This window comes from Thauera sp. ZXT1-4 (assembly GCF_052598215.2).
Map to the genome: position 1 here is coordinate 22,959 of NZ_JBQWSN020000002.1, position 21,114 is coordinate 44,072.

Below are 21,114 nucleotides of genomic sequence, written 5' to 3' on the forward strand. Positions count from 1 at the left end.
CCAAAAGGGTATTGATATGGCAAATGTGCTTATCAGGAATTTACCCGCCGAGGTGCACCGTGCGTTGAAAGTTCGAGCAGCGCTCAACGATAGGAGCACCGACGCGGAAATACGCGAAATACTGACGGCGGCAGTACAGCCGCTAGAGCTTGAAGAGATTGGCCGGGAAGTTGGCTTGTCCGAAAGCGATAAAAAAACAGAGTAGTTTTACGTTTGTAAGTCCGGGCCTCAGCGCCAAGGGCAATACCGATCAGCTAGTGGCGTAGCTCTTCGATGAAACGTTGCCGAGAACAAGCACAACGCTTGGTCAAGGCAATGCCTTCTTTTCATCGACGGAGTACGACCATGAAGTCCAAAATTTTAGCGGCTAAAAAAACCGCTCTAGCCGTTGCACTCGCAACCGGCTTTATCACCACTACCACCGCCCCTGTGCAAGCTGGTATCCCCGTCATCGACGGCGGCAACCTGGCCCAGAACATCATGACGGCCATCGAGTCGGTGGCGCAGACGCTCAAGCAGATTGAGCAGTACCAGACCCAGTTGCAGCAGTACGAAAATCAGCTCCAGAACACGATGGCCCCAGCCGCGTATATCTGGGATCAGGCGCAGACTACGATCAACCGGCTGATTGCCGCGCAAAACACGCTGGCCTATTACGAGAACCAGCTAGGCAGCCTGGATCGTTACCTGGCCAAGTTTCAGGACGTGGCCTATTACCGCAGCTCGCCATGCTTCAACGGCAGCGGCGGATGCACGCCGGCCGAAAAGGCAGCGATGGAAGAGAACCGCCGCCTGGCGTCAGAGTCGCAAAAGAAGGCCAACGATGCCCTGTTCCAGACCGTTGCCGACCAGCAAAAGGCTTTGAAGGATGACGCCCGTACCCTGGAGCGGCTGCAAGGCGCGGCCCAGGGTGCAACTGGCCAGCTACAGGCCATCGGCTACGCCAACCAGCTCGCCAGCCAGCAGGCCAATCAGCTCTTGCAGATTCGCACCATGTTGACCGCCCAACACAACGCGGAGGCAGCCCGGATTGCAGCAGAACTCGATGCCGAGGCGCGAGGTGATGCCAGGGCCGAGCAAATGCGTACCTGGACGTTTCGCCCGAGTCCGGCAGACAACTACTAGGGAGGCGGTGAGATGAAAAAAATCTTTTTTACTACCGCGGCTACGTTGCTGTTGTTGGCTGGATGTGAACAGGAAAGGATGCCCGAACCAAATGCGGCGACGTGTGCCCCCGATGCGTTCCAGGCAGCACTGAATGAAATGCGCAGCGAAGCGAACCGAGAGGCCTTTACCGAGGAATGCAGAGCATTCCAGAAGGCCAAGCAGATGCGTCAGTGGGAGTTCAAGCCCAGCCCTAAAGATGATTATTGAGGTGGTCGCCATGAGAAAGAAAATTGCTCTAGGTGGCTTGATGATGGTCGCCACAATGGTGCTGGCTGAACCTGCAATGGCGCAGGAGCTAAGTAGCAGCGGTGTTATGAATGATGTGCTCAAGCGTTTTCATGATGCTGCCGCAACATGGGGGCCAGCTATTGAGTCCGCTGCATCGCGTTTGTTCTGGACGCTGGTTGTGATTTCGATGGTCTGGACATTCGGCATGATGGCTTTGCGCAAGGCCGACATTGGCGAGTTCTTCGCGGAGTTCGTTCGCTTCACGATCTTCACCGGCTTTTTCTGGTGGTTGCTGACGAATGCGAACCAGGGCATGAATATCGCCGGTACGATTGTTCAGTCATTGCAAACTCTGGGCGCGCAGGCGGGGGGACTTTCCAATAGCAATCTTGGGCCCTCCAGCATCCTTGATCTTGGTTTCGAGTTATACAACCGCACAGTACAGGCCACCTCGGAGCTGGGATGGCGGCAGATGGCAACTGCTCTGGTCATGGAGCTAATGGCCCTGGCTGTTTTGTTTGTCCTGGCGTTGATTGCGGTCAACCTGTTGCTGTTGCTCGCATCAGCCTGGATTCTGTTGTATGCCGGTGTGTTCTTCCTTGGCTTTGGTGGAAGTCGTTGGACTTCCGACATGGCGATCAATTACTACAAGACCGTGCTGGGCCTGGCCGCACAGCTTATGGCAATGGTGCTTCTGGTTGCGATTGGCAAAGAGTTCATCAATCACTACTACACGCAAATCAGCGAGAACATGGCATCCCAGGAACTGGCCGTGATGTTGGTTATATCGGTCATCTTGCTTTTCTTGGTCAACAAAGTTCCGCCGATGATTTCTGGTCTTGTGTCTGGTGGTGGTATTGGCGCAGCCGGTGGAATTGGAAACTTCGGTGCGGGTGCGGCAGTTGGGGCGGCGGTGACGGCGGCCAGTATGGCAACTGGCGGCGCTGCCCTGGCAGGTAAAGCGGTTATGGGTGCCGCAGCCGGTGCAGCCGGAGGTGCAAGTGCACTCCAAGCGGCTTTTCAGAAAGCATCAGCGAGTATGGAAACCGGCGGTGACATGTCCAGCATGGGGTCAGTTGTCAGCAGTGGCGGAAACGGTGGTGGTGAAGCGGGTACTGCTGGCAGTAGCCCATTCGCCCAAGCGGCTGGCTTTGGTGACAGCGGCAGTAGCTCAAGCGGTGGCGGCTTTGCCAAGGCCGCGAAGCTGGCCACAGGCACGGCCTCCGAGTTAGCCAAGGGTGTCGGCTCTCAAGTGAAGCAGGGATTCCAGGAGCGAGTGAGCGAAACCACAGGCGGAAAACTGGCTGCTTCGATACGCGAAAGCATGGAGCCGAAAGAAGCAAGCCAATCTGGCCAGTTCGAGGGCAATAGCTTGGGCGCCGATTCTGGCCCAGATAGTAACGAAGTCAGGAGTTAGCACGATGACGACATCAACATACATGGCCGCATTGGCGGCCCTGGATGAAGCGCCAAGGGAAGAAGTCAGCCAGGTATTTATTTCGCCGCTGGGTGATCAATCGACCGAGGTCGATGCAGAGACAGAAACAGCCGCTTTTGTATCACGGCCAGACCCTATGAGAGAGAGCGAAACTAAGCCGATAAGTATTGAGGTTAATGGCGGCAGGAATGAGCGGTCAGCATTCGCGGAGGCGGCGGGGCTGTACCTGTAGGCGCACCGGGCTGGCCACAACCAGCCCGGCACTTTCAATCAACACCTACTGGAGAGGTGAATTATGACAACACAACATATTATCGAACCAGGGCAAGCAGTGCATCAAGCAGCGGCTATTCTTTCTTCTTTGGAGTACATCAACCAAGCGGAAGCGCGGAGCCTTGGGCCATTGGCCGAAGCCGTCGCTAATGCTTTTATGGTGGTGTACTACCAAGCTGAAACGGGCCGGGCGACACAGGCTGATTTTCAAGAAGCAATGAACGCCTTGCGCCAAGCGTGCAGCTAATGACGAAAGGGCGGCCACTCGAACTGGCCGCCTTTTTCAATCTTCACTGTTTGGCCATTCCCGACCCACAGACGGCGCATCCATCCATTCGCGTTCCTCCGGCGGCAGCGGGTAAGCCCCGGATGCTTCCGCGTCGGCCAGTAGTTCGGCCAGTGTGTAGCGCACCCGACCAGTGGAAACGGCGCGGGCCGGGTCGGCCTTCTCATGCAGCCTGTTCTCTAGGTTCTTTGGGTCTGTCATCGGGCGACCTCAGCAAGCATGGATACTAGGTGTTCCAGGTCAGTGATCGAATGCGCCAGGAAGCGGCCGGCGCGGCAATCTGCAATCATTTCCTCAGTTTTTTCCTACTCATGTTCAACCTCGTTCGTACCAGCTCTTCGAGCGATTCACCACGCGCACGACCAGCAGCATCACCGGCACTTCGACCAGGACGCCGACCACGGTTGCCAATGCAGCGCCGGAGTGCAGACCGAACAAGCTGATGGCGGCCGCCACGGCCAGCTCGAAGAAGTTGCTGGCACCGATCAGGGCCGAAGGACAGGCGACAGAGTGCTTTTCCCCCGCCCGCTTGTTCAGCCAGTAGGCTAACCCGGAATTGAAGAACACTTGAATCAAGATCGGCACGGCTAGCATGGCGATCACTAACGGCTGCCGGATGATGGCCTCGCCCTGGAAGGCGAACAGTAGAACCAACGTCAGCAGCAGCGCGGCCATCGACCACGGCCCGATCTTCTGCATGGCCCGTTCAAAGGCGGCCTGTCCTTGCTTGAGCAGATGCCGCCGCAAGAGCTGCGCCAGGATCACCGGCACGATGATGTAGAGCACGACCGAAATCAGCAGCGTGTCCCAAGGCACCGAGATCGAGGACATGCCCAGCAGCAGGCCGACGATGGGCGCGAAGGCCACGATCATGATGGCGTCGTTCAGAGCCACTTGCGAGAGCGTGAAAAGCGGGTCGCCGTTGGTAAGGCGGCTCCACACGAACACCATTGCCGTGCAGGGCGCGGCGGCCAGCAAGATCAAGCCCGCGATGTAGCTGTCCAGTTGATCGGCCGGCAGGAACGGAGCGAACACTTGTCGGATGAACAGCCACCCCAGCAGGGCCATCGAGAATGGCTTGACGGCCCAATTCACGAACAGCGTGACGCCGATGCCGCGCCAATGCTCTTTGACCTGGTGCAGCGCCCCGAAGTCGATCTTGACCAGCATCGGGACGATCATTACCCAAATCAGCAGGCCCACCGGCAAATTGACCTGGGCCACTTCCATGCGGCCTATGGCCTGGAACACGTCAGGAAGGCCCTGGCCGAGCGCAACACCGGCGACGATGCACAGGGCCACCCACAGCGTCAGGTAACGCTCGAAGCCGCTCATCGGGGCCTGGCGCGGCTTCGCGGCGATGGCCTGTGCGCCGGCGCTCATGCTTCCTGCTCGGTCTTGCCGATGTTCGCCAGCTCGCGCTTGATGGCCGTCTGGTCAAGCATTTTGAGAGGCAGATTCACGAACAGGCGGACGCGGTTCATCATGTGCCGGAAGGTTTGTTCGAAGGCCCGGCGCTTCTCGGCGTCAGTGCCTTCGACGGCGGCCGGGTCTTCAAATCCCCAATGCGCCGAGATCGGCTGACCAGGCCACACCGGACACATTTCGCCGGCGGCGTTGTCGCAGACGGTGATGATGAAGTCCATCTTCGGTGCGTCGGGCGTGGCGTACTCGTCCCAGCTCTTGCTGCGCAGATTCTCGGTCGGGTAATTCACCGACTCCACCTTTTCGACGGCGAAGGGATTGACCTTGCCGGTTGGGTGACTGCCGGCGCTGTAGGCGCGGAAGCGCCCTTGCCCCATCGTGTTGATGAGAGCTTCGGCCATGATGCTGCGCGCCGAATTGCCGGTGCAGAGGATGAGGACGTTATAGATTCTTTCGGTCATGATGTTTCGCTTTCTGGTAGTGGCTGGGGAGCAATGGCGATGGATGAAAGATCGGTGGCCTCGTCGATGACGTGGCCGGCCGCTTTCCGTTCGGAATAGCGGTCTGTCAGTGCTTCACGGTGCGGCCGTACCAGCGCCGTGAAGCGCACCAGTTCTTCCATCACATCGGCTATTCGGTCGTAGTACGGCGAGGGCTTCATGCGGCCCGCCGCGTCGAACTCTTGGAACGCTTTGGCGATACTCGACTGGTTCGGAATGGTGAACATTCGCATCCAGCGGCCGAGCAGACGCAAGGTGTTCACGGCGTTGAAGCTCTGCGAGCCGCCGGATACCTGCATCACGGCCAGGGTGCGGCCTTGGGTCGGCCGGATGCCGGCCATTTCAAGCGGCAGATGGTCAATCTGCGCCTTCATGACACTGGTAATCTGACCGTGGCGTTCCGGGCTGCACCAGACTTGTCCCTCTGACCACTCGGACAGGGCGCGCAGCTCCTTGACGGCCGGGTGATCGTCGCTTTGCACTTGATCGGGCAACGGCAAATCGGACGGGTCGAAGATGCGTGTTTCTGCGCCAAAGAATTGCAGCAGCCGGGCCGCTTCCTCGACGGCCAGCCGTGAGAACGAGCGGGCGCGCAGCGAGCCATACAGCAGCAGGATACGCACCGGCGGGGCGTCGGGTGCCAGCCCGAGCGCCGGGCGCTCGATGGCAAAGGATTTGTCCAAAGCGGGCAAAGAATCGGGGTCGGAAAGATGGCGAAGTCTCATGCCAACACCTTCCCGGCTTCCGTGGTGCAAGACAGGTTGCACACCTGGCCGCCGCAGCAGTTTTCCGTGAGAAAGGCCACCAGGTTAGTGGCCGTCGAAAAGTTCGCCTCGTAGATCACAAATCGGCCTTCTTGCCGCGACGTGACCATGCCGGCGTGTGCCAGCTCTTTCAGGTGGAAGGATAGCGAAGACGGCGGGATGCCGGCCGCTTCGCTGATTTTTCCGGCGGCCATGCCGGCGGGGCCGGCCTGGACGAGAAGCCGGAACACCGCGAGGCGCGATTCTTGAGCGATGGCCGCCAGGGCGGCTACAGCATTTATCGTTTCCATGTTTCAATAATAGTCGAAATATGGAGTGTGCTCAATAGCTCATTTAAGCTGTAAAAATGAGCTAGGCGCATTTGTCATTTTCAGAAGGCGACTACACCAGTTCACAGGGCTGGCCGCCCGGTGTGCAGCCGACTTCTGAACGGCCAGCGTCAGCAGTCCTATGCACGAAACGCCGGGAGTGGTCGGTATTGCTCGGGAGTCCTATGCACGATGCCGCCTTGTCTTGTGGTCGCATTGTGACTACAATATGGGCTTCTGAACCGCTCCCGGAGAATTGCCATGAGCACCGCCGATACCTACGTCCGTGCCCGCATTGACACCAACACCAAGGAGCGCGCCGCTGATGCGCTCGAAGCGATGGGCCTGTCAATCTCTGACGCCATCCGCTTGCTGATGCTGCGCATTGCCGATGAGCGCCGGATGCCCTTTGACGTGAAGGCTCCCAACGCAACCACACGCAAGGCCATTGCCGAGCTTGAGGCCGGGAAAGGCAAGCGCTTCGCCAGCGTCGATGACCTGATGGCGGACTTGCATGCGGACGATTGATCGTTCCTCCGCGTTCAAGCGCGACTACAAGCGGGAGGCCAAGGGCCGACACCGTGCCACGCTCGATGATGATCTTAAGCCGGTTCTGGTCGCGCTGGCGACCGATCAGCCCTTGGATGTGCGCTACCGCGACCACGATCTTTCCGGCGATTGGGCGGGCTACCGCGAATGCCATATCAAGCCCGATCTGCTGCTGATCTACCGCAAGTCCGACTCTGACACCCTGCGATTGGCGCGGCTTGGCTCGCACAGTGAGCTGTTCGGCTGACGCCTGCCGTCTTGTCCGTCAAACGATCATTAGACGGCCAAACCGGACACCTGTCCGAAAACGGCTTTTTTAATGAGTTATCGGACACTAAGATAGGTGGACGGAATGGCGGACAAAAGGGGCGGAAATGGCACTGATCGGCTACGCGCGGGTATCGACGGCGGAACAGGACTCCGCCTTGCAAACGGATGCGCTGCACAAGGCGGGCTGCGAACGGGTTTTCGAGGACACGGCATCCGGGGCCAAGGCCGACCGCCCCGGCTTGGCCGATGCGCTGGCCTATCTGCGCAATGGCGATGTGCTGGTCGTCTGGCGGCTGGATCGGCTTGGCCGCTCCCTGCCGCACCTGATTGAGACGGTCGGCAAGCTGGAAGCACGGGGCGTCGGCTTCCGCTCGTTGACTGAAAACATCGACACCACCACGCCGGGCGGACGGCTCATCTTCCATGTGTTCGGTGCGCTGGGCCAGTTCGAGCGCGACTTGATCCGCGAGCGCACCAAGGCCGGGCTGACTGCTGCTGCGGCACGAGGACGCAAGGGCGGACGCAAGCCGGTCATCACCGCCGACAAGTTGCAACGGGCGCGGGAATTCCTTGCCAACGGGCTGAATGTCCGTGAGGCCGCCGCACGCCTCAAGGTCGGGAAAACCGCCCTCTATGCCGCCTTGCAGGCGGCCAATTCCGGCAGTGCAGCCGACTCCTGATATTCCGTGCTATCGCCTTCTGAAAATGACATTTAGATCGATATGTGATAAATTGGCCTGCCAGTTTAAGATGGGTGCATTTGAGTATGCCCAAAGGAGCCCGCAAGTATGCGCAGGACGAAGCCAGTAGCCGCGCCGATGGTGGCGCGGGTCTATCTGCGCGTCAGCACCGACGCGCAGGACTTGGAACGCCAAGAGGCGATCACTACGGCCGCGAAGGCCGCCGGCTACTACGTCGCCGGCATCTACCGTGAGAAGGCATCCGGCGCACGCGCCGACCGGCCTGAGCTGCTGCGCATGATCGGCGACCTACAGCCCGGCGAGGTGGTCATTGCCGAGAAGATCGACCGCATCAGCCGCCTACCTTTGCCCGAGGCCGAGCGCCTGGTGGCCTCGATACAGGCCAAAGGCGCACGCCTGGCCGTCCCTGGCGTGGTCGATCTATCCGACCTGGCGGCCGAGGCCCAGGGCGTCGCCAAGATCGTGCTGGAAGCCGTGCAGATCATGCTTTTTCGCCTGGCCTTGCAGATGGCCCGCGACGACTACGAGGACAGGCGCGAACGCCAGCGCCAAGGCATTGAGTTGGCCCGCCAGGCCGGGCGGTACAAGGGCCGCCGTGCTGATCCGAAGCGCCGCGCCCAAGTTGTCGCGCTGCGCAAGTCCGGCTACAGCATCAACAAGACCGCCGAGCTGGCCGGGTACAGTGCGGCCCAGGTGAAACGGATATGGGCCGAGGTCAGCCAGGCCGAAGCGAAGCAGCACGGCGCGTTCGTGGAGGACGCATTGACGGAAGCCGATGCCCTGGCCGCTGTCGGCCAGGATGAGCGCCAGGAGGAAAGGGCATGAAGAAGCCGAACCAAGACGACGAGCCGTTTTTCATCACCGAGGAGATTGCGGCCGAAATGATCGCCGGCGGCTATGAGTTCGAGCTGCCGCCCATTCCTTGCACCATCCGCCTACGCGACGTGCTGGAGCGCATGACCGATGCTGAGCTAGCATTGCAGCCGGGCGAGATCGCCGACCAGGAGCGTGAACGCTGCCGGCGCAAGCCGTGTTCAACCTCATGATCTGGTCATGGTATTTTTCATGGCACTGAGCCTGATAGTTCTTGCAAATTGTTGTCACTAAAGGGTTTTGTGTGCTTGTTTACAATCGAGTGGGAGTGACGGGCACTGGCTGGCAATGTCTAGCAACGGCAGGCATTTCGGCTGAGGGTAAAAGAACTTTCCGCTAAGCGATAGACTGTATGTAAACACAGTATTGCAAGGACGCGGAACATGCCTCATGTGGCGGCCAGGACGGCCAGCCGGGATCGGGATACTGGTCGTTACCAGAGCCACCGACCCGAGCAAACCCTTCTCTATCAGATCGTTGACGAGTATTACCCGGCATTCGCTGCGCTTATGGCAGAGCAGGGAAAGGAATTGCCGGGCTATGTGCAACGGGAATTTGAAGAATTTCTCCAATGCGGGCGGCTGGAGCATGGCTTTCTACGGGTTCGCTGCGAGTCTTGCCACGCCGAGCACCTGGTCGCTTTCAGCTGTAAGCGTCGCGGTTTCTGCCCGAGCTGTGGGGCGCGGCGGATGGCCGAAAGTGCCGCCTTGCTGGTTGATGAAGTACTGCCTGAACAACCCATGCGTCAGTGGGTGTTGAGCTTCCCGTTTCAGCTGCGTTTCCTGTTTGCCAGCCGGCCCGAGATCATGGGGTGGGTGCTGGGCATCGTTTACCGCGTCATTGCCACGCACCTGGTCAAGAAAGCGGGCCATACCCACCAAGTGGCCAAGACGGGCGCGGTCACCCTGATCCAGCGTTTTGGATCGGCGCTCAATCTGAATGTTCACTTCCACATGCTGTTTCTCGACGGTGTGTATGTCGAGCAATCCCACGGCTCAGCGCGTTTCCGCTGGGTCAAGGCGCCGACCAGCCCAGAGCTCACCCAGCTGACGCACACCATCGCCCACCGGGTGGGTCGCTATCTGGAACGGCAAGGCCTGCTGGAACGGGATGTCGAAAACAGCTATCTGGCCTCGGATGCGGTGGATGACGACCCGATGACACCCCTGCTGGGGCACTCGATCACTTACCGTATCGCTGTCGGTTCACAGGCGGGGCGAAAGGTGTTCACTTTGCAAACTCTGCCGACCAGTGGTGATCCGTTCGGTGACGGGATTGGCAAGGTAGCCGGGTCCAGCCTGCACGCCGGCGTGGCGGCCAGGGCCGATGAACGCAAGAAGCTCGAACGGCTGTGCCGGTACATCAGCCGCCCGGCGGTATCCGAGAAGCGGCTGTCGTTAACACGAGGCGGCAACGTGCGCTACCAGCTCAAGACGCCGTACCGGGACGGCACCACGCACGTCATTTTCGAACCATTGGATTTCATTGCAAGGCTGGCCGCCCTGGTACCGAAGCCCAGAGTCAACCTAACCCGCTTCCACGGGGTGTTCGCACCCAACAGTCGGCACCGGGCGTTGGTCACGCCGGCAAAACGGGGCAGGGGCAACAAGGTCAGGGTGGCTGATGAACCGGCAACACCAGCACAACGGCGAGCGTCGATGACATGGGCGCAACGGCTCAAGCGTGTTTTCAATATCGACATCGAGACCTGCAGCGGCTGCGGCGGCGCCATGAAAGTCATCGCCTGCATTGAAGACCCTATAGTGATCAAGCAGATCCTTGATCACCTGAAGCACAAAGCCGAAACCAGCGGGACCAGGGCGTTACCCGAAAGCCGGGCGCCACCGGCTGAGCTGCTCCTGGGTCTGTTTGACTGACGAGCCTGAAGGCCAACGATACCAATCAAAATGCTGCGTTCACAGCGCCGCGGCAGGGATCCGCCGTGCTGGTTGTCGGAAAAGGAGCCGCTAGTGGGAAAGAGGAGGGTAAATTTTCAGCGTTGCTGGCTCCCCGTCAGCCGGATTGGGTTGCATCGCAGGGGTGTCGAAAGAGTCAACTGCGGTCCAAAGCTGTTGGACTTGGGTGAAAAGGGCGTTTATTCTTCCTATACGTTGTCGGCAGCGGGCCAAAAAGGAATACGTCCATGCCCATCGAGGTGAAACCGGCTGTGAGCGCGGGTTCAAGCATATAGCCCGACAGGCGCGTATCCTTGCCGATCACGACACGATGGCGGTGGTCACCGCGACGAAAGACACGGCCAGCCGCCATGCCGACGCGCAAGGCGGTTTCCGCCGTCATCGCGCCTTCGTTGGCTTTGCCACGAATACCGTCTGTGCCGAAATATTTGCGCACCATAAGGTCGATTATCCTGTCGTCGGGTCGCCCTCAAAGGGGACATGCCTGCTGAACCGCGAATATAGAGAAATATCCCGAATGTGCAGTTAACGAATTCTTGCGGTTTCTTTCAGCGCCGCCAATACCGCCAGCCCGTCGCGCAAGGGGCGCGGCTCGTGTGTGCGGATGAAGTCAGCTCCACCTGCGGCGGCGGCAAGCTCTGCAGCGAGTGTCGCGGCCCCGACATCCCCCGGACCACGGCCTGTGAGCGCGCGCAGAAAGGATTTGCGCGAAACAGACAGAAGCACCGGCAAATCGAAGCGCAGCCGCAATTCATCGAACCGCGCCAGCACCGAGAGCGAGGTTTCGGGAGCAGCCCCCAGAAAAAACCCCATGCCGGGATCAAGGACAAGGCGGTTGCGTTTGATACCGGCACCCGTCAGCGCCGCGATGCGCGCGTCAAAGAACGCCGCAATGTGATCCATGATGTCGCCAGCGGGTGCCTCGCGCCGATCTGCCTGCCCGTCTTGCACCGAATGCATAACGACGAGTTTGGCAGATGATTTCGCCAATTGCGGATAGAACGCAGCGTCTGGAAAACCGCGAATATCATTGAGATAGGCCACACCACGCGACAAGGCATAGGCTTGCGTCGCGGGTTGATAACTGTCGAGCGAGACGGGAATGCCATCTGCCTTGAGCGCGTCCAGCACCGGCGCGATACGCGCGATTTCTGTGTCGGACGAAACAGGCGCGGCGTCGGGATTGCTGGATGCCGGACCGAGGTCGATCACATCTGCCCCCTCGGCCATCAGCTTACGCGCCTGCGCAATGGCTGCGTCTGGCGCCAGATACCGGCCTCCATCGGAGAAACTGTCCGAGGTTATGTTGACGATGCCGAAAATGATGAGCGATTTATTCATGGGGGCTTCTATAATAATAATAATCGAGCATGAGTCTCATACGGATGCTCGGGTCGAAAGGGAATCCCCAGGCGAGTAACCTGTTTGCGGTGATCCATTAGCTGCAGGAGCAGAAGAGCATACATCTGGAAGCAAAGCCAGGAAAGCGGCCTATGGAGCTGTGCGGCAGCGCTCAGTAGGCAATTTTTCAAAATATTGTTAAGCCTTTTCTGAGCATGGTATTTTTCATGGTATTACCAATTAGCAGGAAAATAAGCCATTGAATATAAAAGATAAAAATGTCTTGTTTACAATAGAGTGGGAGTGAACGGAAAATAATATTAGCTTATAAAACAGTAAGTTGCGTTTGATTTGGAATGATTTTGCGCAAATCATCAACAAGCAAGTTTGTAGGGCCAGTCATTGAAATGTAACGGTGCATCAGCTTCAGCAATGTCGCAGGTCGTCGAGCAGCATGTCGGCAAGCCCTTCCTCGTCGATCGCCAGTCGTTCGGTGAGCATCGCGCCAGCGAGTGTATCGTCCCACAGCGCGCTGACGGCGGCATCGTCGAGGGGGCGACCGGGGCGCGGTGCGCCGATGACGGCCGCGCGATAGTCGGCTGTCGAGAAGCGCCACGGCCGGGCGTCGTGCTCACGGACCATCTGGTTGCCGATGCGCAGGCCCGGCCAGTCGAAGTCGCCGTGGTAATGCAGCTCTGCTCCGGCGGCGCGCAATTGCGTGAGCAGGACGCGCTGGGCCGCGGCCGGCATGCCGTCGGTGCACACCAGCGGTGCACAGCTCGGCCCCAGTTGATCGGCGGCGATCGCGAGCAGGTTCGGGTTCTCGCAGACGAAGACCGGGCGGCCCGTGACGGTCCAGGCCGGTGGCGAACGCAGCAGGCGGCGTAGTGAGAGATAGGCCGGTTCGCCCGGTTCGGCGCCTGTCGGCCCGGGAAGGTTGAGCGCCAGGGCCGGTCGTGCGAGTTCATTGACCAGCACGCCGGCCGCGGCCCACAGTTCGCGCGCGCGTTCGCCGTCGAGCTCGGCGGTGCCGTCATGGCGTAGCGCCGTGAGGATCAGAGTGGCGACCGGGCTGCCGGCGTCGAGCGCGTGCGCATCTCCGAGCGCGGCAACGGCCAGTTGCGCACGGGGGATGCCCGCTGCGGGTAGCCGTTGCAACACCCGATCAGCATGGCGGACGAGGAGGGTACCTGCCTCGGGGCGGCTGCCACACAGCCGCTTCAGCAGCCCGAGCCCGACGGAGGTCTGCAGGGCCGAACGCAGCCCGGGGTGTTCGCAGTCTTCGACCAGCTGTTGCCATTGCGAGCGCACCTGCAGGCGTTGGGCCGTCAGGTCGATGATCGGCCCGTCGATTTGCTCGAGCGCATCGCGCAAGGAGGTGGCCAGCCCCGCCCGCGCGAGCGTGGTGTCGATCTCTGCGACCTCGATCTGCATCGATCGCACATGGCGTGCAGGGCGGCCGGTGAGTGCGGCAAGCGCTGCGTGTTCGGCTTCGTTCAGCGCGCCGAGACGCAGCATGCCGGCCGGTGCGCCGCGCTGATAGCGTTGGCGAAGCCGCTTGCGCAGCGCCGCCAAGGCTTCGCCGCCCAGCAGTCGTTGCAACCGGGGATCCATGATCATTCTTGGGGAAAGCGCCGATCCGGATCGTCTTCGCGCTGCCGCGCCCGGCCATCCCAGATCCATCGCGATACATGCACCGCATCAATACCCTCGCGCCGCTGCAACTGGCAGATCGCCACCCCAGGCAGCTCAGCGTAGCAGGCCCATTCGCGCTCGCTGGTGATGACGAAATCAAGGTCGAACTCGCGGATCAGGCCCATGCAATGGGCGCGGGCGGCATCGTCGATGCCGGCAAAGGCTTCGTCGAGCAGCACCAGGCGGGGCGCGAAGGCGTAGCTGGCCTGGCTGTAGAAGCTCGACACGGCGGCGAACAGCGGTACCGTAAGGCCGAGCGCGCGTTCGCCGCTGGAGGCCGGGCCGGAGAGCGGACGCCACTGCCCGTCCTGCCAGCGCTGGACGCGGAAGCGGTGCCAGCGCCGGTAGTCGAGCGCCTGGGCGAGTTGCTCGAGCAGGCTGCCGCCGACCGCGTCGGCCTTCAGGCGCTCGGCGGTGATGCGCTGGTGCAGCATCTCGCCGACCACCCGCCGGTCCTCGGCCGACCATAGGTCGGTGCTGGTATTGAGCAGGCGCTTGCGGGCGGCCTCCAGGCCCACCGGTGCGCCTTCGCCGCCTTCGGGAAGCGGTTGCCACAAGAGGCGGAACTTGACGCCGGTGGAGGTCGGGCGCTTGGAGAGCTCCTTGTTGATCGCATCGACTTGGCGCTCGGCCGCCTGCAGGAGCCGCTGCACCTCTGCGGCGATCTCGGCCTGCAGGTGGTTTTCGAGCAGGGTGCGCTCGCGCGCCGTCAACAGCTCGCGGCGCTGGGCGATCTCGGCGGCCAGTCGGGCGGCGAGCTGGTCGGGGCGCTCCGGACGGTTCTGGTAGATGACGCTGACGACCATGCCGTAGTCGCTGGTGTCGGCCTGGGCCTGTTGGCCGAGCGCAGTGAGGGCACGTCCGAGCTCGCCGTAGTCGTGCGAGATCTGGCTCTGGATGCGCGTCCAGGCCTCGTCATCGTCCGCCACCTGGGCAAGGGCCTGCTCGGTGCGGCGGGCCAGCGCGAGCGCCGGCTCGATCGTCCACGGTGCGCGCAGGTCGGGCAGTTCGGCCTCGGGCAGCGCGGCGGACAGCAGGCCGGTGGCGGCAAAGCCCTGCAGCTGGATGATGGCGTGTTGGCGGGTAGCGGCGCGTTCCTGCAGGGTGGTGTCGGCGTCCTGTACCTTCTGCTCGCCGCGGGCGCGTGCCTCGCCGGCGTTGCGCAGGGCTTCGCCTTCGGCCTTCAAGTGGCGCTCACCGTCGCTCACAGCAGTGCGCGCCTCGCGCAGCCGCGCCTGAAGCTCATCGACCCGGGCGCCGATCGATTCGCGCAAGGTGGCGAGGCGCACCCGCGCCTCCTCGGCCTGCCGGCGGCGCTCGGCGAGCTGTTCGGCACGCTGGCGCGCGTCGGCCTCGGCTTCGCGTGTCCGCTCTTGCTGGCGGGTCAGTTCGGCCGCCGCCAGGCGAAGTTCGTGCACCAGCTGGAAGAGCCCGTGCAGGGTCTCACCGAAGTGCAGCAGTGCGGCGCCGACGGCTTCCAGCGCCGCGGCATCGGTGGGCAGGTGCAGGTCGGCTGCGTCGGCTGTCAGCACATCGCGGCGGCTCTGCATAGCGTCGTTGGCTGCGCGCTGCTGCCGCTCGGCTTCGTCGAGGCGGCTTCGCGCAGTCTGGAATTCGCGCTCGCCGGCCGCGGCGTCGGCGTGGGCGGCGCGCAAACCGTCGTCGGATGGTGCGCCCTGCCATTCGGCGGCCGCCCGCGCCTGCTGCCGGGCGAGCTCGGCCAGCGCGGCGTCGATCCGGCGCGATGCGTCGGCAACATCGCGCAGCCGAAGGTCGATCTCGGCGAGCCGTCGCGCACGCGCGGCGGCGCGGGCCGCGTAGCCGATGTAGGTGGCCTGTGGCTTGTGCCAGCTTCCTGCCAAGGCACCGAGGCGAAAACGGCCGTCGGGGGCAATCCAGCCTTCAGCTTGGCCGTCGTCATGCGCGGAACAAACGATACCTTCGAGCAGGCGCGTCAGCAGCGCGGCATCGAAGCCGGGCGTGGCGGCGTCGGATGTGGGGGTGAGCCAGGCGGCGAGCGAAGCGTCACAGCGTGGCCGCTCCAGCCACTGGGTGTCGTGCAGGGGCGGCGCGCCGTCGGCCGCCTGCAGCCGGCCATCGGGGGTGACCCAGGCGTCGAGGAGTCCCGCCGCCTCAAGCGCGGCTTCGAGGCCGGCACGCTGGGCGGCGTCGACGTGGTCGCGAAAATCGACCAGCTGCCACAGCGGCGCACCGGCACGTTGCCGTCTGGTCTCGGTGCCGCGTGTATAAGGCGGCGGCGGGGTGGCGTCTTCGCCCTGTGTGAGTCGCTCGTGCTCGGCGCGCAGCGTCGCCTGCTCGTCGTGCAGGGCTTTCTGTGCAGCGAGGTGCCCGGCGCGCTGCTGCGCCAGGTCGTCGGCAGCGCGCTGCTGGGCCGACGACAAGGCGGCACGGGCCGGGTTGTCACCTTGCAGGTTGGCGACCCACGCGTCCAGCGCGGGCAGCGGCGGTTCGTCCACCTGCAGCACCTGCAGGTTCGCGAAGTGCTCCTGCCAAGCCTCGACGACGCGGCTGCCTTCGGTCTCTACCGCGGTGTCGGCCGCGCTGCGGCGGGCGGCGGCCGCTTCGACTTCGTCCTGTCGTTCGTCACGGGCCTGTTGCCGGCTGGTGTGGGTGGCCTCAGCCTGCGCCACCTCGCTGACGCGCCGCTGCACGAGGGCGAGCTGTTCGCGGCGAACGAGCATTGCCTGGCGCAGCTCATTGCGGGCGGTGTCGAGGGACAGGTCGCCGAGTGTTGCCAATTCGGCGGCCGGAAGCTCCGCCAGCGCGTTGGCTCGCCACGGCTCGCCAATGCCGCTGGCCAGTGCCGCCGCGTCGACGCCCTCGCGCGCGGTGGCGAGGGCCTCTTCGGCCTGTGTCCGGCGCGTGCCGCGTTCCTTAAGCGCCCGCTGCTCGCGCTCGAGGCGGACGGCCGCCTCAGCGTTCATGCGCGTCGCATCGGTGAGGTCTGCGGCCCGCGCCTCGGCGTCGCGTTCGGCCTGGTTCAGGCGATTCGCGTCCTTCATTGCCGGGTCGGACTGCAACTGGTCGAGCCGCGTGCGGCCGGCGAGCAATGCGGCTTCGGCGGCATCGAGGCGGCCTTTCGCCTGCGCCTCGGCGTGCTGCGCAGTTTGCAACTCGGTGCGGGCCTCGTTGAGGTTGCGGCTGGCGGTGTCATAGCCGCTCTGTGCGCTGCGCAGGCCGCGGGCCTGGCGCCGCGCGTTGATCGCGGCGTAACGCTGGTAGCGCTGGTTGAACTGGCCGACGGCCTTCGCCAGCGCTTCGTAATCGTGCAGCTCGCGGCGGTATTCCTCGAGCTGGTTGAGCGCGTCGGCGACGTCGGTCAGTAGCTCGGCCGACAGCGGTGGCAGTGCCTCGGTCAGCGCGTCCGAGAGATTGCCTTCGTCGGGTTTCTTGGACAGTTGCGGCTGGCGCAACTGGACCAGCGTGTCCATCAGGGCCGCATAACGGACGGCGCCGAGCTGGAACAGGCGCTCGTCGACTGCGCGGCGGTATGCGGCGGCGTTGTCGAAGACCTGGCCGTGATCGTTCAAGGCTTCCTTCAGCCGCTCGCGGGTGAGGACGTTGCGCGCCGGGCTGGTGAGCCACAGGTCTTCGCCGATGCGGCGCTTTTCGAGGACGAAGTACCACGGATCAACCTGTGCCCGCGCGGCGACCGCCGAGAGTCCGCAGCCCAGCGTCAGATAGTCGGGCGCACCATCGTCGGCGATGCGGCCGAACTCGATCCAGGCATAGCCGATGCGGCGGTCGAGCTTGCCGAGCAGCAGGTTCCAGGCCATCTTCTTGCCGGCGTCGCCATCGGGCTCGATGCGTGAGGGTTTGAGTTGGGCATCGAACAGGAAGGGCAGGGTGAGCGACAGCACCTTGGACTTGCCGGTGCCGTTGTTGCCACGCAGCAGCAGGTGGCCATCACGGAACCAGAATTCCTCGCTGTCGTAGTGGAACAGCTCGACGAGGCCGAGGCGCAGGGGTTGCCAGCGGGCCAGTGTCGGCTGCGGCAGTGCAGGGCGAGCGTCGGCTGTCGGGAGATCGGACGGCATGTCGAGCAGGGTATCGAGCGTGTCCATGGAGCTGGGTCTCAGTGCGGTGCCGGGCCGCCCCAAGCCGGACTGCGCCCCCTCGGGGGGCAGCGCAGACGTGAAGCGGCAAGCGTGGGGGTCGTCATCTCAGTCGAAAAGGGTGCTGGAAGTGACGGTCGGCGCGGGCCTGAGCTCGGCCTCGCCGACGGCAAAACGTGCCAGCGCCGGCAGTGGTCGTACGTCGGTGCCCTCGCGTTCGAGCAGTTGAAGGCGCTGCAGGCGATCCAGCGCGACCGCAGCCAATTCGTGCTCCGAGCCGGCTTCGCGCGCGGACTTGCGCCAGAACTTGCCGAAACGCTGGCGTGCGCCGGCGATGAATGCGGCGACATCGTCGGTGTTTGTGCCGCCGTTCGTGGGCGCCGTCAGGAATTCGGCCACCAGCAGGGTGACATGCGCTTCGGTGCCTTCGGCCGGCATCGCCACGTCGGTCAGCTCGCCGTCCTCGTCGGTCAGCGCCAGACCCTCGGCGCGCTGTTCGGCGACCAGCCCGGTGGCGTCGCACAGCCGGGTGGCCATGGTGCCGCGCTGGTTCATGAAATAGGCGCGCTGGTCGGCGTCGAGGCGGTCGAGGTAGATCACCGGGTCGTCGAGCAGGCGGCGCGCCAGATGGTGGCGTAGCGCCGTGCGCCGGCCCTCGTCGCTGTCCGGCACCGGCTCCGCCCCCAGCGCGGCGAGCCGCGCCTCGAGCGTGGCCGGAGCTTCGTCCGCGGGCCACGTGGACGGCCCGCGCGACGCCGCGAGTACGCCGGCGAGGACCCGCCGCTGCACGTCGTAGAGCGCGTCATGGAGTCCGTCCGAGCCTTCGCCGCCGCCGTGTACGAAGCCCTCCTCGTCGCCGGCCACGCGATGCAGGACGCCGAGTTCGAGCAGCGTGCGGCACACTGCGACCAGCTCCCGCCGCTCGTGCTGCGCCTGGAGCGTGAAGCTGAAGCCGAGGGCGGCCAGCGCCGGGTCCGCAGCGAGGGTGAGCAGCCGGTCGCCGAGCACGCGTAGCGTGATCTGCGGGTCGGCACGCTCCAGCACCGCGCAGGCCAAGCAAAGCAACACATAGCGGCGGCGCTCGTAGCTGGGCAGCCCGCGGCTGGCGTCGCTCACATCGGCCGGACGTTTGTACAGGCGCGCCGCATCGCGTTCGATGTGCAGGGGCCAACCGGTCTCGCGGACGAACCATTCGCGCAATGCATCGGCGTGGCGGCGCACGGTAGCGAACTCCGCGTGTGCCGGCGTCATCAGTGGAGCCATCAACAGGGCGCGCAGCGCGGTGGTGAACTCCTCGCGTTGGTGGAGGGCCTGCTGCAGGCCGATCGCGGTGCTGTCGGTTGTCATCAGGGCGCTTGTGTGGCGGTAATCGTGATGCGGTGGTCGCGGCCGGCAAAGACGCCGGCATCGGTGATGACTTCGGCCCGCGTGTGCGCTTCCAGCGGCTCGAGGCGAATGCGTAGCAGGCCGTCGCCGGTCTGACGTTCAACCACGTCTTCGGGCGAGGATTGCGCGGTCAGCGCCTCACCGAGCAGCGACAGGAATAGCGCGAAGGCGTGCGGATCGAGGTGGCCGAGCTCCGACAGGCGCGTCGTTCGACCGGTCGCCAGGCGCGCCCGCGCGGCTTCGACTTGCAGGTGTTCCTCATGCAGCTGGCGCGCGAGCAGGGCGCGTTCCTCGCTGCGCTCGCGTACCTTGGGCAAAGGGCCCCGCGGGGCGGCTTCGCCGTACTCGCGCAGGCGCGGATGGATGCGTAGCGGTGGCGCCTCGGCCCACGGCGTGGTGGCCGGCAGCTCATGGCCGGTGCCCGGGTTCAGCGAGAAGTGACGGGCCGGATTGAGGGCGAAGGCGGCGCGCCCCAGGCGGTGCGCGTCGTCGTCGCTGCCACAGCTCGCGAACCAGCCGGCGAGCACGCGGAAGTCGGCAGAGCGATCGCTGCGCCCGCTGCGCCGCTCATTGAGCGCCGCGACCGCGGCCAGCAGCTGTGGAATCGCCGCGCGCGCCTTCGAGCGCAGCACCTCGGCCTGCGGCGGTTCATGATGGGTGCTGACGAACCAGCCGCGCAGACCGCCCCAGCGTTCGCGCCAGGCCTGCTGGCGCTGCGCCAGCGCGTCGGCCTGCGCTTGGTTGTCGCCGGGCGCGGCGTCGCGTACTTCGCGCTGTGCGGCCGCCCACAGCAGCGGATCGATGCGCGGATGCAGCGAGGCGATGTGCTGCGCGATCACGCCGGAGCGTCCGACGAGGTCGCCGATGAAGCGTTCGAGGTAGTCGATCAGCCGTTGCTTGTAGGCCAGCACCGCGGCGGCATCTGCCTGTTGCAGCTCGATGCTGCGCGCCATGCCGGCCATGAAGGCCTGGGCGTTGTCGGCCAGGCCCTCGAATACGCGCACCAGATCGCGCAGGGTTTCGTGCAGTTTTGCAGCATCGGGCGTGGGCGCATCGGCCAGCGCGAGCAGGGTCTTGAGCCGGCTGGCGATGTCTTCGAGCGCGACCGTCTGCAACTCGGCACGCCGACCGAGCGCTTCGGCGAAGGCAGTGAGAGCCGTCTCGACGGCTTCGCCGCCATGGGACAGGCGGTAGAGGAAGCGGGCGCGGTAGAAGTCGCTGATGCTCGCCACACGCGCGGTATCGGGTTGCGCCTCGAGGTTGCCCCACTCGGCGAGTTGGGCGAGTGCGGTGTGGACCTCCTCGAGCTTCGGTACGCCGTTGATCCAGCGGGCTTCGGCCAGCACCTCGTCGGGACGCATGTGGAGCTTGAACTGGCGCTTTGCCGCGGCGAAGCTCGCCATGATGCTTCGGTAGATGCCGGCCTTGTCCGCGCTGACGTGTCGGAACAGGTCGGCCGATGTGTCCGAAAATGGCATGGGTTGGATTCTGGGGGTTTTCTTCGTCCGACGTTGGCAACAATGCGAGCGGTTGTCGAGTATATGCGTTTGCGTTACAGGACTAAAACCTGGAAGCCCCTTGCGAAAGTCCCAAAATGGGACTAAAGTGCTGCCGATGCGAGTGATAGCCGTCTCCACCCTTCGAGACTTCTGGAAACTTCATCCGGACGCCGAGCAGCCTTTGAAGGCTTGGTTTGAGGAAGTGACCAAAGCGTCCTGGACTCAGCCATCAGACATCAAGGCGCAGTACGGCAGCGCCAGCATCCTCAAGAACCGGCGTGTCGTTTTCAACATCAAGGGCAACGACTACCGGTTGATCGTGGCCATCGCCTACAGGCTGCAGATCGTCTACGTGAAATTCGTCGGTACCCACAAGGAATACGACGAAGTGGACGCAGAAACCGTTGAAATGATCTGAG

General features: G+C 63.4%; 24 protein-coding genes. 13 read left to right on the forward strand and 11 right to left on the reverse strand.

Features of this window, described 5'->3' with window-relative positions:
* Positions 1 to 16: 16 nt before the first annotated feature.
* The 6 genes from ACUH78_RS02175 (at position 17) to ACUH78_RS02200 (ending at position 3,353) form a co-directional block, all read left to right on the forward strand.
* Positions 17 to 205, forward strand: coding sequence for a FitA-like ribbon-helix-helix domain-containing protein (locus tag ACUH78_RS02175; protein WP_000024442.1), 189 nt, complete (start codon positions 17 to 19; stop codon positions 203 to 205).
* Between the two features lie 140 nt (positions 206 to 345).
* The gene (gene trbJ, locus ACUH78_RS02180; protein ID WP_000836966.1) at positions 346 to 1,125 is read left to right on the forward strand and encodes a P-type conjugative transfer protein TrbJ; all 780 of its coding nucleotides are present in this window, start codon (positions 346 to 348) and stop codon (positions 1,123 to 1,125) included.
* A gap of 12 nt (positions 1,126 to 1,137) precedes the next feature.
* Positions 1,138 to 1,374 carry an entry exclusion lipoprotein TrbK gene (trbK, locus tag ACUH78_RS02185; protein WP_000718002.1) on the forward strand — a complete coding sequence of 79 codons (237 nt, stop codon included), beginning with the start codon at positions 1,138 to 1,140 and terminating at the stop codon, positions 1,372 to 1,374.
* Positions 1,375 to 1,384: 10 nt separating this feature from the next.
* A complete protein-coding gene (gene trbL / locus ACUH78_RS02190) occupies positions 1,385 to 2,812 on the forward strand; it encodes a P-type conjugative transfer protein TrbL (protein WP_001405816.1) in 1,428 nt (475 codons plus the stop codon).
* 4 nt (positions 2,813 to 2,816) lie between these two features.
* Complete coding sequence (locus ACUH78_RS02195; RefSeq protein ID WP_000213809.1) at positions 2,817 to 3,065, forward strand: hypothetical protein; 249 nt, start codon at positions 2,817 to 2,819, stop codon at positions 3,063 to 3,065.
* A gap of 63 nt (positions 3,066 to 3,128) precedes the next feature.
* Positions 3,129 to 3,353 carry a type I toxin-antitoxin system ptaRNA1 family toxin gene (locus tag ACUH78_RS02200; RefSeq protein ID WP_000211355.1) on the forward strand — a complete coding sequence of 75 codons (225 nt, stop codon included), beginning with the start codon at positions 3,129 to 3,131 and terminating at the stop codon, positions 3,351 to 3,353.
* Between the two features lie 36 nt (positions 3,354 to 3,389).
* Here ACUH78_RS02200 and ACUH78_RS02205 read toward each other — a convergent pair whose 3' ends face one another.
* The 5 genes from ACUH78_RS02205 to ACUH78_RS02225 form a co-directional block, all read right to left on the reverse strand.
* Complete coding sequence (locus ACUH78_RS02205) at positions 3,390 to 3,593, reverse strand: hypothetical protein (protein ID WP_000131871.1); 204 nt, start codon at positions 3,591 to 3,593, stop codon at positions 3,390 to 3,392.
* Between the two features lie 114 nt (positions 3,594 to 3,707).
* On the reverse strand, positions 3,708 to 4,775 hold the full coding sequence (gene arsB / locus ACUH78_RS02210; RefSeq protein ID WP_001272375.1) for an ACR3 family arsenite efflux transporter: 1,068 nt from the start codon (positions 4,773 to 4,775) through the stop codon (positions 3,708 to 3,710).
* Positions 4,772 to 5,278: an arsenate reductase ArsC gene (locus tag ACUH78_RS02215; protein ID WP_000140066.1), complete on the reverse strand. Its 507-nt coding sequence runs from the start codon at positions 5,276 to 5,278 to the stop codon at positions 4,772 to 4,774. Before ACUH78_RS02215 ends, arsB begins: the two co-directional genes overlap by 4 nt.
* Positions 5,275 to 6,042: an arsenical resistance protein ArsH gene (arsH, locus tag ACUH78_RS02220; RefSeq protein ID WP_001239389.1), complete on the reverse strand. Its 768-nt coding sequence runs from the start codon at positions 6,040 to 6,042 to the stop codon at positions 5,275 to 5,277. Before arsH ends, ACUH78_RS02215 begins: the two co-directional genes overlap by 4 nt.
* The gene (locus tag ACUH78_RS02225; protein ID WP_000447876.1) at positions 6,039 to 6,371 is read right to left on the reverse strand and encodes an ArsR/SmtB family transcription factor; all 333 of its coding nucleotides are present in this window, start codon (positions 6,369 to 6,371) and stop codon (positions 6,039 to 6,041) included. The genes arsH and ACUH78_RS02225 overlap by 4 nt, the downstream gene beginning before the upstream one ends.
* A gap of 279 nt (positions 6,372 to 6,650) precedes the next feature.
* Here ACUH78_RS02225 and ACUH78_RS02230 point away from each other — a divergent pair, with 279 nt between their 5' ends.
* The 6 genes from ACUH78_RS02230 (at position 6,651) to ACUH78_RS02255 (ending at position 10,659) form a co-directional block, all read left to right on the forward strand.
* On the forward strand, positions 6,651 to 6,917 hold the full coding sequence (locus tag ACUH78_RS02230) for a type II toxin-antitoxin system RelB/DinJ family antitoxin (protein WP_445332698.1): 267 nt from the start codon (positions 6,651 to 6,653) through the stop codon (positions 6,915 to 6,917).
* Positions 6,904 to 7,185, forward strand: a complete 282-nt coding sequence (locus tag ACUH78_RS02235; RefSeq protein WP_445332697.1) for a type II toxin-antitoxin system YafQ family toxin — start codon at positions 6,904 to 6,906, stop codon at positions 7,183 to 7,185. Before ACUH78_RS02230 ends, ACUH78_RS02235 begins: the two co-directional genes overlap by 14 nt.
* 127 nt (positions 7,186 to 7,312) lie before the next feature.
* A complete protein-coding gene (locus tag ACUH78_RS02240) occupies positions 7,313 to 7,888 on the forward strand; it encodes a recombinase family protein (RefSeq protein ID WP_510497546.1) in 576 nt (191 codons plus the stop codon).
* 108 nt (positions 7,889 to 7,996) lie between these two features.
* Positions 7,997 to 8,734, forward strand: a complete 738-nt coding sequence (locus ACUH78_RS02245) for a recombinase family protein (protein ID WP_001366550.1) — start codon at positions 7,997 to 7,999, stop codon at positions 8,732 to 8,734.
* Positions 8,731 to 8,955: a hypothetical protein gene (locus ACUH78_RS02250; RefSeq protein WP_000743213.1), complete on the forward strand. Its 225-nt coding sequence runs from the start codon at positions 8,731 to 8,733 to the stop codon at positions 8,953 to 8,955. Before ACUH78_RS02245 ends, ACUH78_RS02250 begins: the two co-directional genes overlap by 4 nt.
* A 210-nt stretch (positions 8,956 to 9,165) precedes the next feature.
* Entirely contained in the window at positions 9,166 to 10,659 is a 1,494-nt protein-coding gene (locus tag ACUH78_RS02255) for an IS91-like element ISCR2 family transposase (protein WP_001120888.1), read from the forward strand.
* A gap of 175 nt (positions 10,660 to 10,834) precedes the next feature.
* Here the strand turns inward: ACUH78_RS02255 and ACUH78_RS02260 are convergent, their stop codons facing one another.
* The 6 genes from ACUH78_RS02260 to ACUH78_RS02285 all read right to left on the reverse strand — a co-directional run bounded on the left by ACUH78_RS02260 (position 10,835) and on the right by ACUH78_RS02285 (position 20,674).
* On the reverse strand, positions 10,835 to 11,137 hold the full coding sequence (locus ACUH78_RS02260; protein WP_000251875.1) for a phosphoglucosamine mutase: 303 nt from the start codon (positions 11,135 to 11,137) through the stop codon (positions 10,835 to 10,837).
* An 86-nt stretch (positions 11,138 to 11,223) separates the two neighbouring features.
* Positions 11,224 to 12,039, reverse strand: coding sequence for a sulfonamide-resistant dihydropteroate synthase Sul2 (gene sul2 / locus ACUH78_RS02265; protein ID WP_001043260.1), 816 nt, complete (start codon positions 12,037 to 12,039; stop codon positions 11,224 to 11,226).
* Between the two features lie 426 nt (positions 12,040 to 12,465).
* The gene (locus ACUH78_RS02270; RefSeq protein ID WP_445332695.1) at positions 12,466 to 13,653 is read right to left on the reverse strand and encodes a TIGR02679 family protein; all 1,188 of its coding nucleotides are present in this window, start codon (positions 13,651 to 13,653) and stop codon (positions 12,466 to 12,468) included.
* A gap of 2 nt (positions 13,654 to 13,655) precedes the next feature.
* The gene (locus tag ACUH78_RS02275) at positions 13,656 to 17,819 is read right to left on the reverse strand and encodes a TIGR02680 family protein (RefSeq protein ID WP_445332694.1); all 4,164 of its coding nucleotides are present in this window, start codon (positions 17,817 to 17,819) and stop codon (positions 13,656 to 13,658) included.
* A gap of 99 nt (positions 17,820 to 17,918) precedes the next feature.
* Positions 17,919 to 19,157 (reverse strand): TIGR02678 family protein, encoded by a 1,239-nt coding sequence (locus tag ACUH78_RS02280; protein ID WP_445332693.1) that lies wholly within the window; start codon positions 19,155 to 19,157, stop codon positions 17,919 to 17,921.
* Positions 19,157 to 20,674, reverse strand: coding sequence for a TIGR02677 family protein (locus ACUH78_RS02285; protein ID WP_418364837.1), 1,518 nt, complete (start codon positions 20,672 to 20,674; stop codon positions 19,157 to 19,159). The genes ACUH78_RS02280 and ACUH78_RS02285 overlap by 1 nt, the downstream gene beginning before the upstream one ends.
* A gap of 100 nt (positions 20,675 to 20,774) precedes the next feature.
* Between ACUH78_RS02285 and ACUH78_RS02290 the strand changes: the two genes are divergently transcribed.
* On the forward strand, positions 20,775 to 21,113 hold the full coding sequence (locus tag ACUH78_RS02290) for a type II toxin-antitoxin system HigB family toxin (protein WP_418364836.1): 339 nt from the start codon (positions 20,775 to 20,777) through the stop codon (positions 21,111 to 21,113).
* Position 21,114: the final 1 nt, after the last annotated feature.

Bases quoted from the DNA above. Each gene is read 5' to 3' on its own strand.
- ACUH78_RS02175 (WP_000024442.1), top strand. From the start codon at position 17: ATGGCAAATGTGCTTATCAGGAATTTACCCGCCGAGGTGCACCGTGCG.
- trbJ (WP_000836966.1), top strand. From the start codon at position 346: ATGAAGTCCAAAATTTTAGCGGCTAAAAAAACCGCTCTAGCCGTTGCA.
- trbK (WP_000718002.1), top strand. From the start codon at position 1,138: ATGAAAAAAATCTTTTTTACTACCGCGGCTACGTTGCTGTTGTTGGCT.
- trbL (WP_001405816.1), top strand. From the start codon at position 1,385: ATGAGAAAGAAAATTGCTCTAGGTGGCTTGATGATGGTCGCCACAATG.
- ACUH78_RS02195 (WP_000213809.1), top strand. From the start codon at position 2,817: ATGACGACATCAACATACATGGCCGCATTGGCGGCCCTGGATGAAGCG.
- ACUH78_RS02200 (WP_000211355.1), top strand. From the start codon at position 3,129: ATGACAACACAACATATTATCGAACCAGGGCAAGCAGTGCATCAAGCA.
- ACUH78_RS02205 (WP_000131871.1), bottom strand. From the start codon at position 3,593: ATGACAGACCCAAAGAACCTAGAGAACAGGCTGCATGAGAAGGCCGAC.
- arsB (WP_001272375.1), bottom strand. From the start codon at position 4,775: ATGAGCGCCGGCGCACAGGCCATCGCCGCGAAGCCGCGCCAGGCCCCG.
- ACUH78_RS02215 (WP_000140066.1), bottom strand. From the start codon at position 5,278: ATGACCGAAAGAATCTATAACGTCCTCATCCTCTGCACCGGCAATTCG.
- arsH (WP_001239389.1), bottom strand. From the start codon at position 6,042: ATGAGACTTCGCCATCTTTCCGACCCCGATTCTTTGCCCGCTTTGGAC.
- ACUH78_RS02225 (WP_000447876.1), bottom strand. From the start codon at position 6,371: ATGGAAACGATAAATGCTGTAGCCGCCCTGGCGGCCATCGCTCAAGAA.
- ACUH78_RS02230 (WP_445332698.1), top strand. From the start codon at position 6,651: ATGAGCACCGCCGATACCTACGTCCGTGCCCGCATTGACACCAACACC.
- ACUH78_RS02235 (WP_445332697.1), top strand. From the start codon at position 6,904: ATGCGGACGATTGATCGTTCCTCCGCGTTCAAGCGCGACTACAAGCGG.
- ACUH78_RS02240 (WP_510497546.1), top strand. From the start codon at position 7,313: ATGGCACTGATCGGCTACGCGCGGGTATCGACGGCGGAACAGGACTCC.
- ACUH78_RS02245 (WP_001366550.1), top strand. From the start codon at position 7,997: ATGCGCAGGACGAAGCCAGTAGCCGCGCCGATGGTGGCGCGGGTCTAT.
- ACUH78_RS02250 (WP_000743213.1), top strand. From the start codon at position 8,731: ATGAAGAAGCCGAACCAAGACGACGAGCCGTTTTTCATCACCGAGGAG.
- ACUH78_RS02255 (WP_001120888.1), top strand. From the start codon at position 9,166: ATGCCTCATGTGGCGGCCAGGACGGCCAGCCGGGATCGGGATACTGGT.
- ACUH78_RS02260 (WP_000251875.1), bottom strand. From the start codon at position 11,137: ATGGTGCGCAAATATTTCGGCACAGACGGTATTCGTGGCAAAGCCAAC.
- sul2 (WP_001043260.1), bottom strand. From the start codon at position 12,039: ATGAATAAATCGCTCATCATTTTCGGCATCGTCAACATAACCTCGGAC.
- ACUH78_RS02270 (WP_445332695.1), bottom strand. From the start codon at position 13,653: ATGGATCCCCGGTTGCAACGACTGCTGGGCGGCGAAGCCTTGGCGGCG.
- ACUH78_RS02275 (WP_445332694.1), bottom strand. From the start codon at position 17,819: ATGGACACGCTCGATACCCTGCTCGACATGCCGTCCGATCTCCCGACA.
- ACUH78_RS02280 (WP_445332693.1), bottom strand. From the start codon at position 19,157: ATGACAACCGACAGCACCGCGATCGGCCTGCAGCAGGCCCTCCACCAA.
- ACUH78_RS02285 (WP_418364837.1), bottom strand. From the start codon at position 20,674: ATGCCATTTTCGGACACATCGGCCGACCTGTTCCGACACGTCAGCGCG.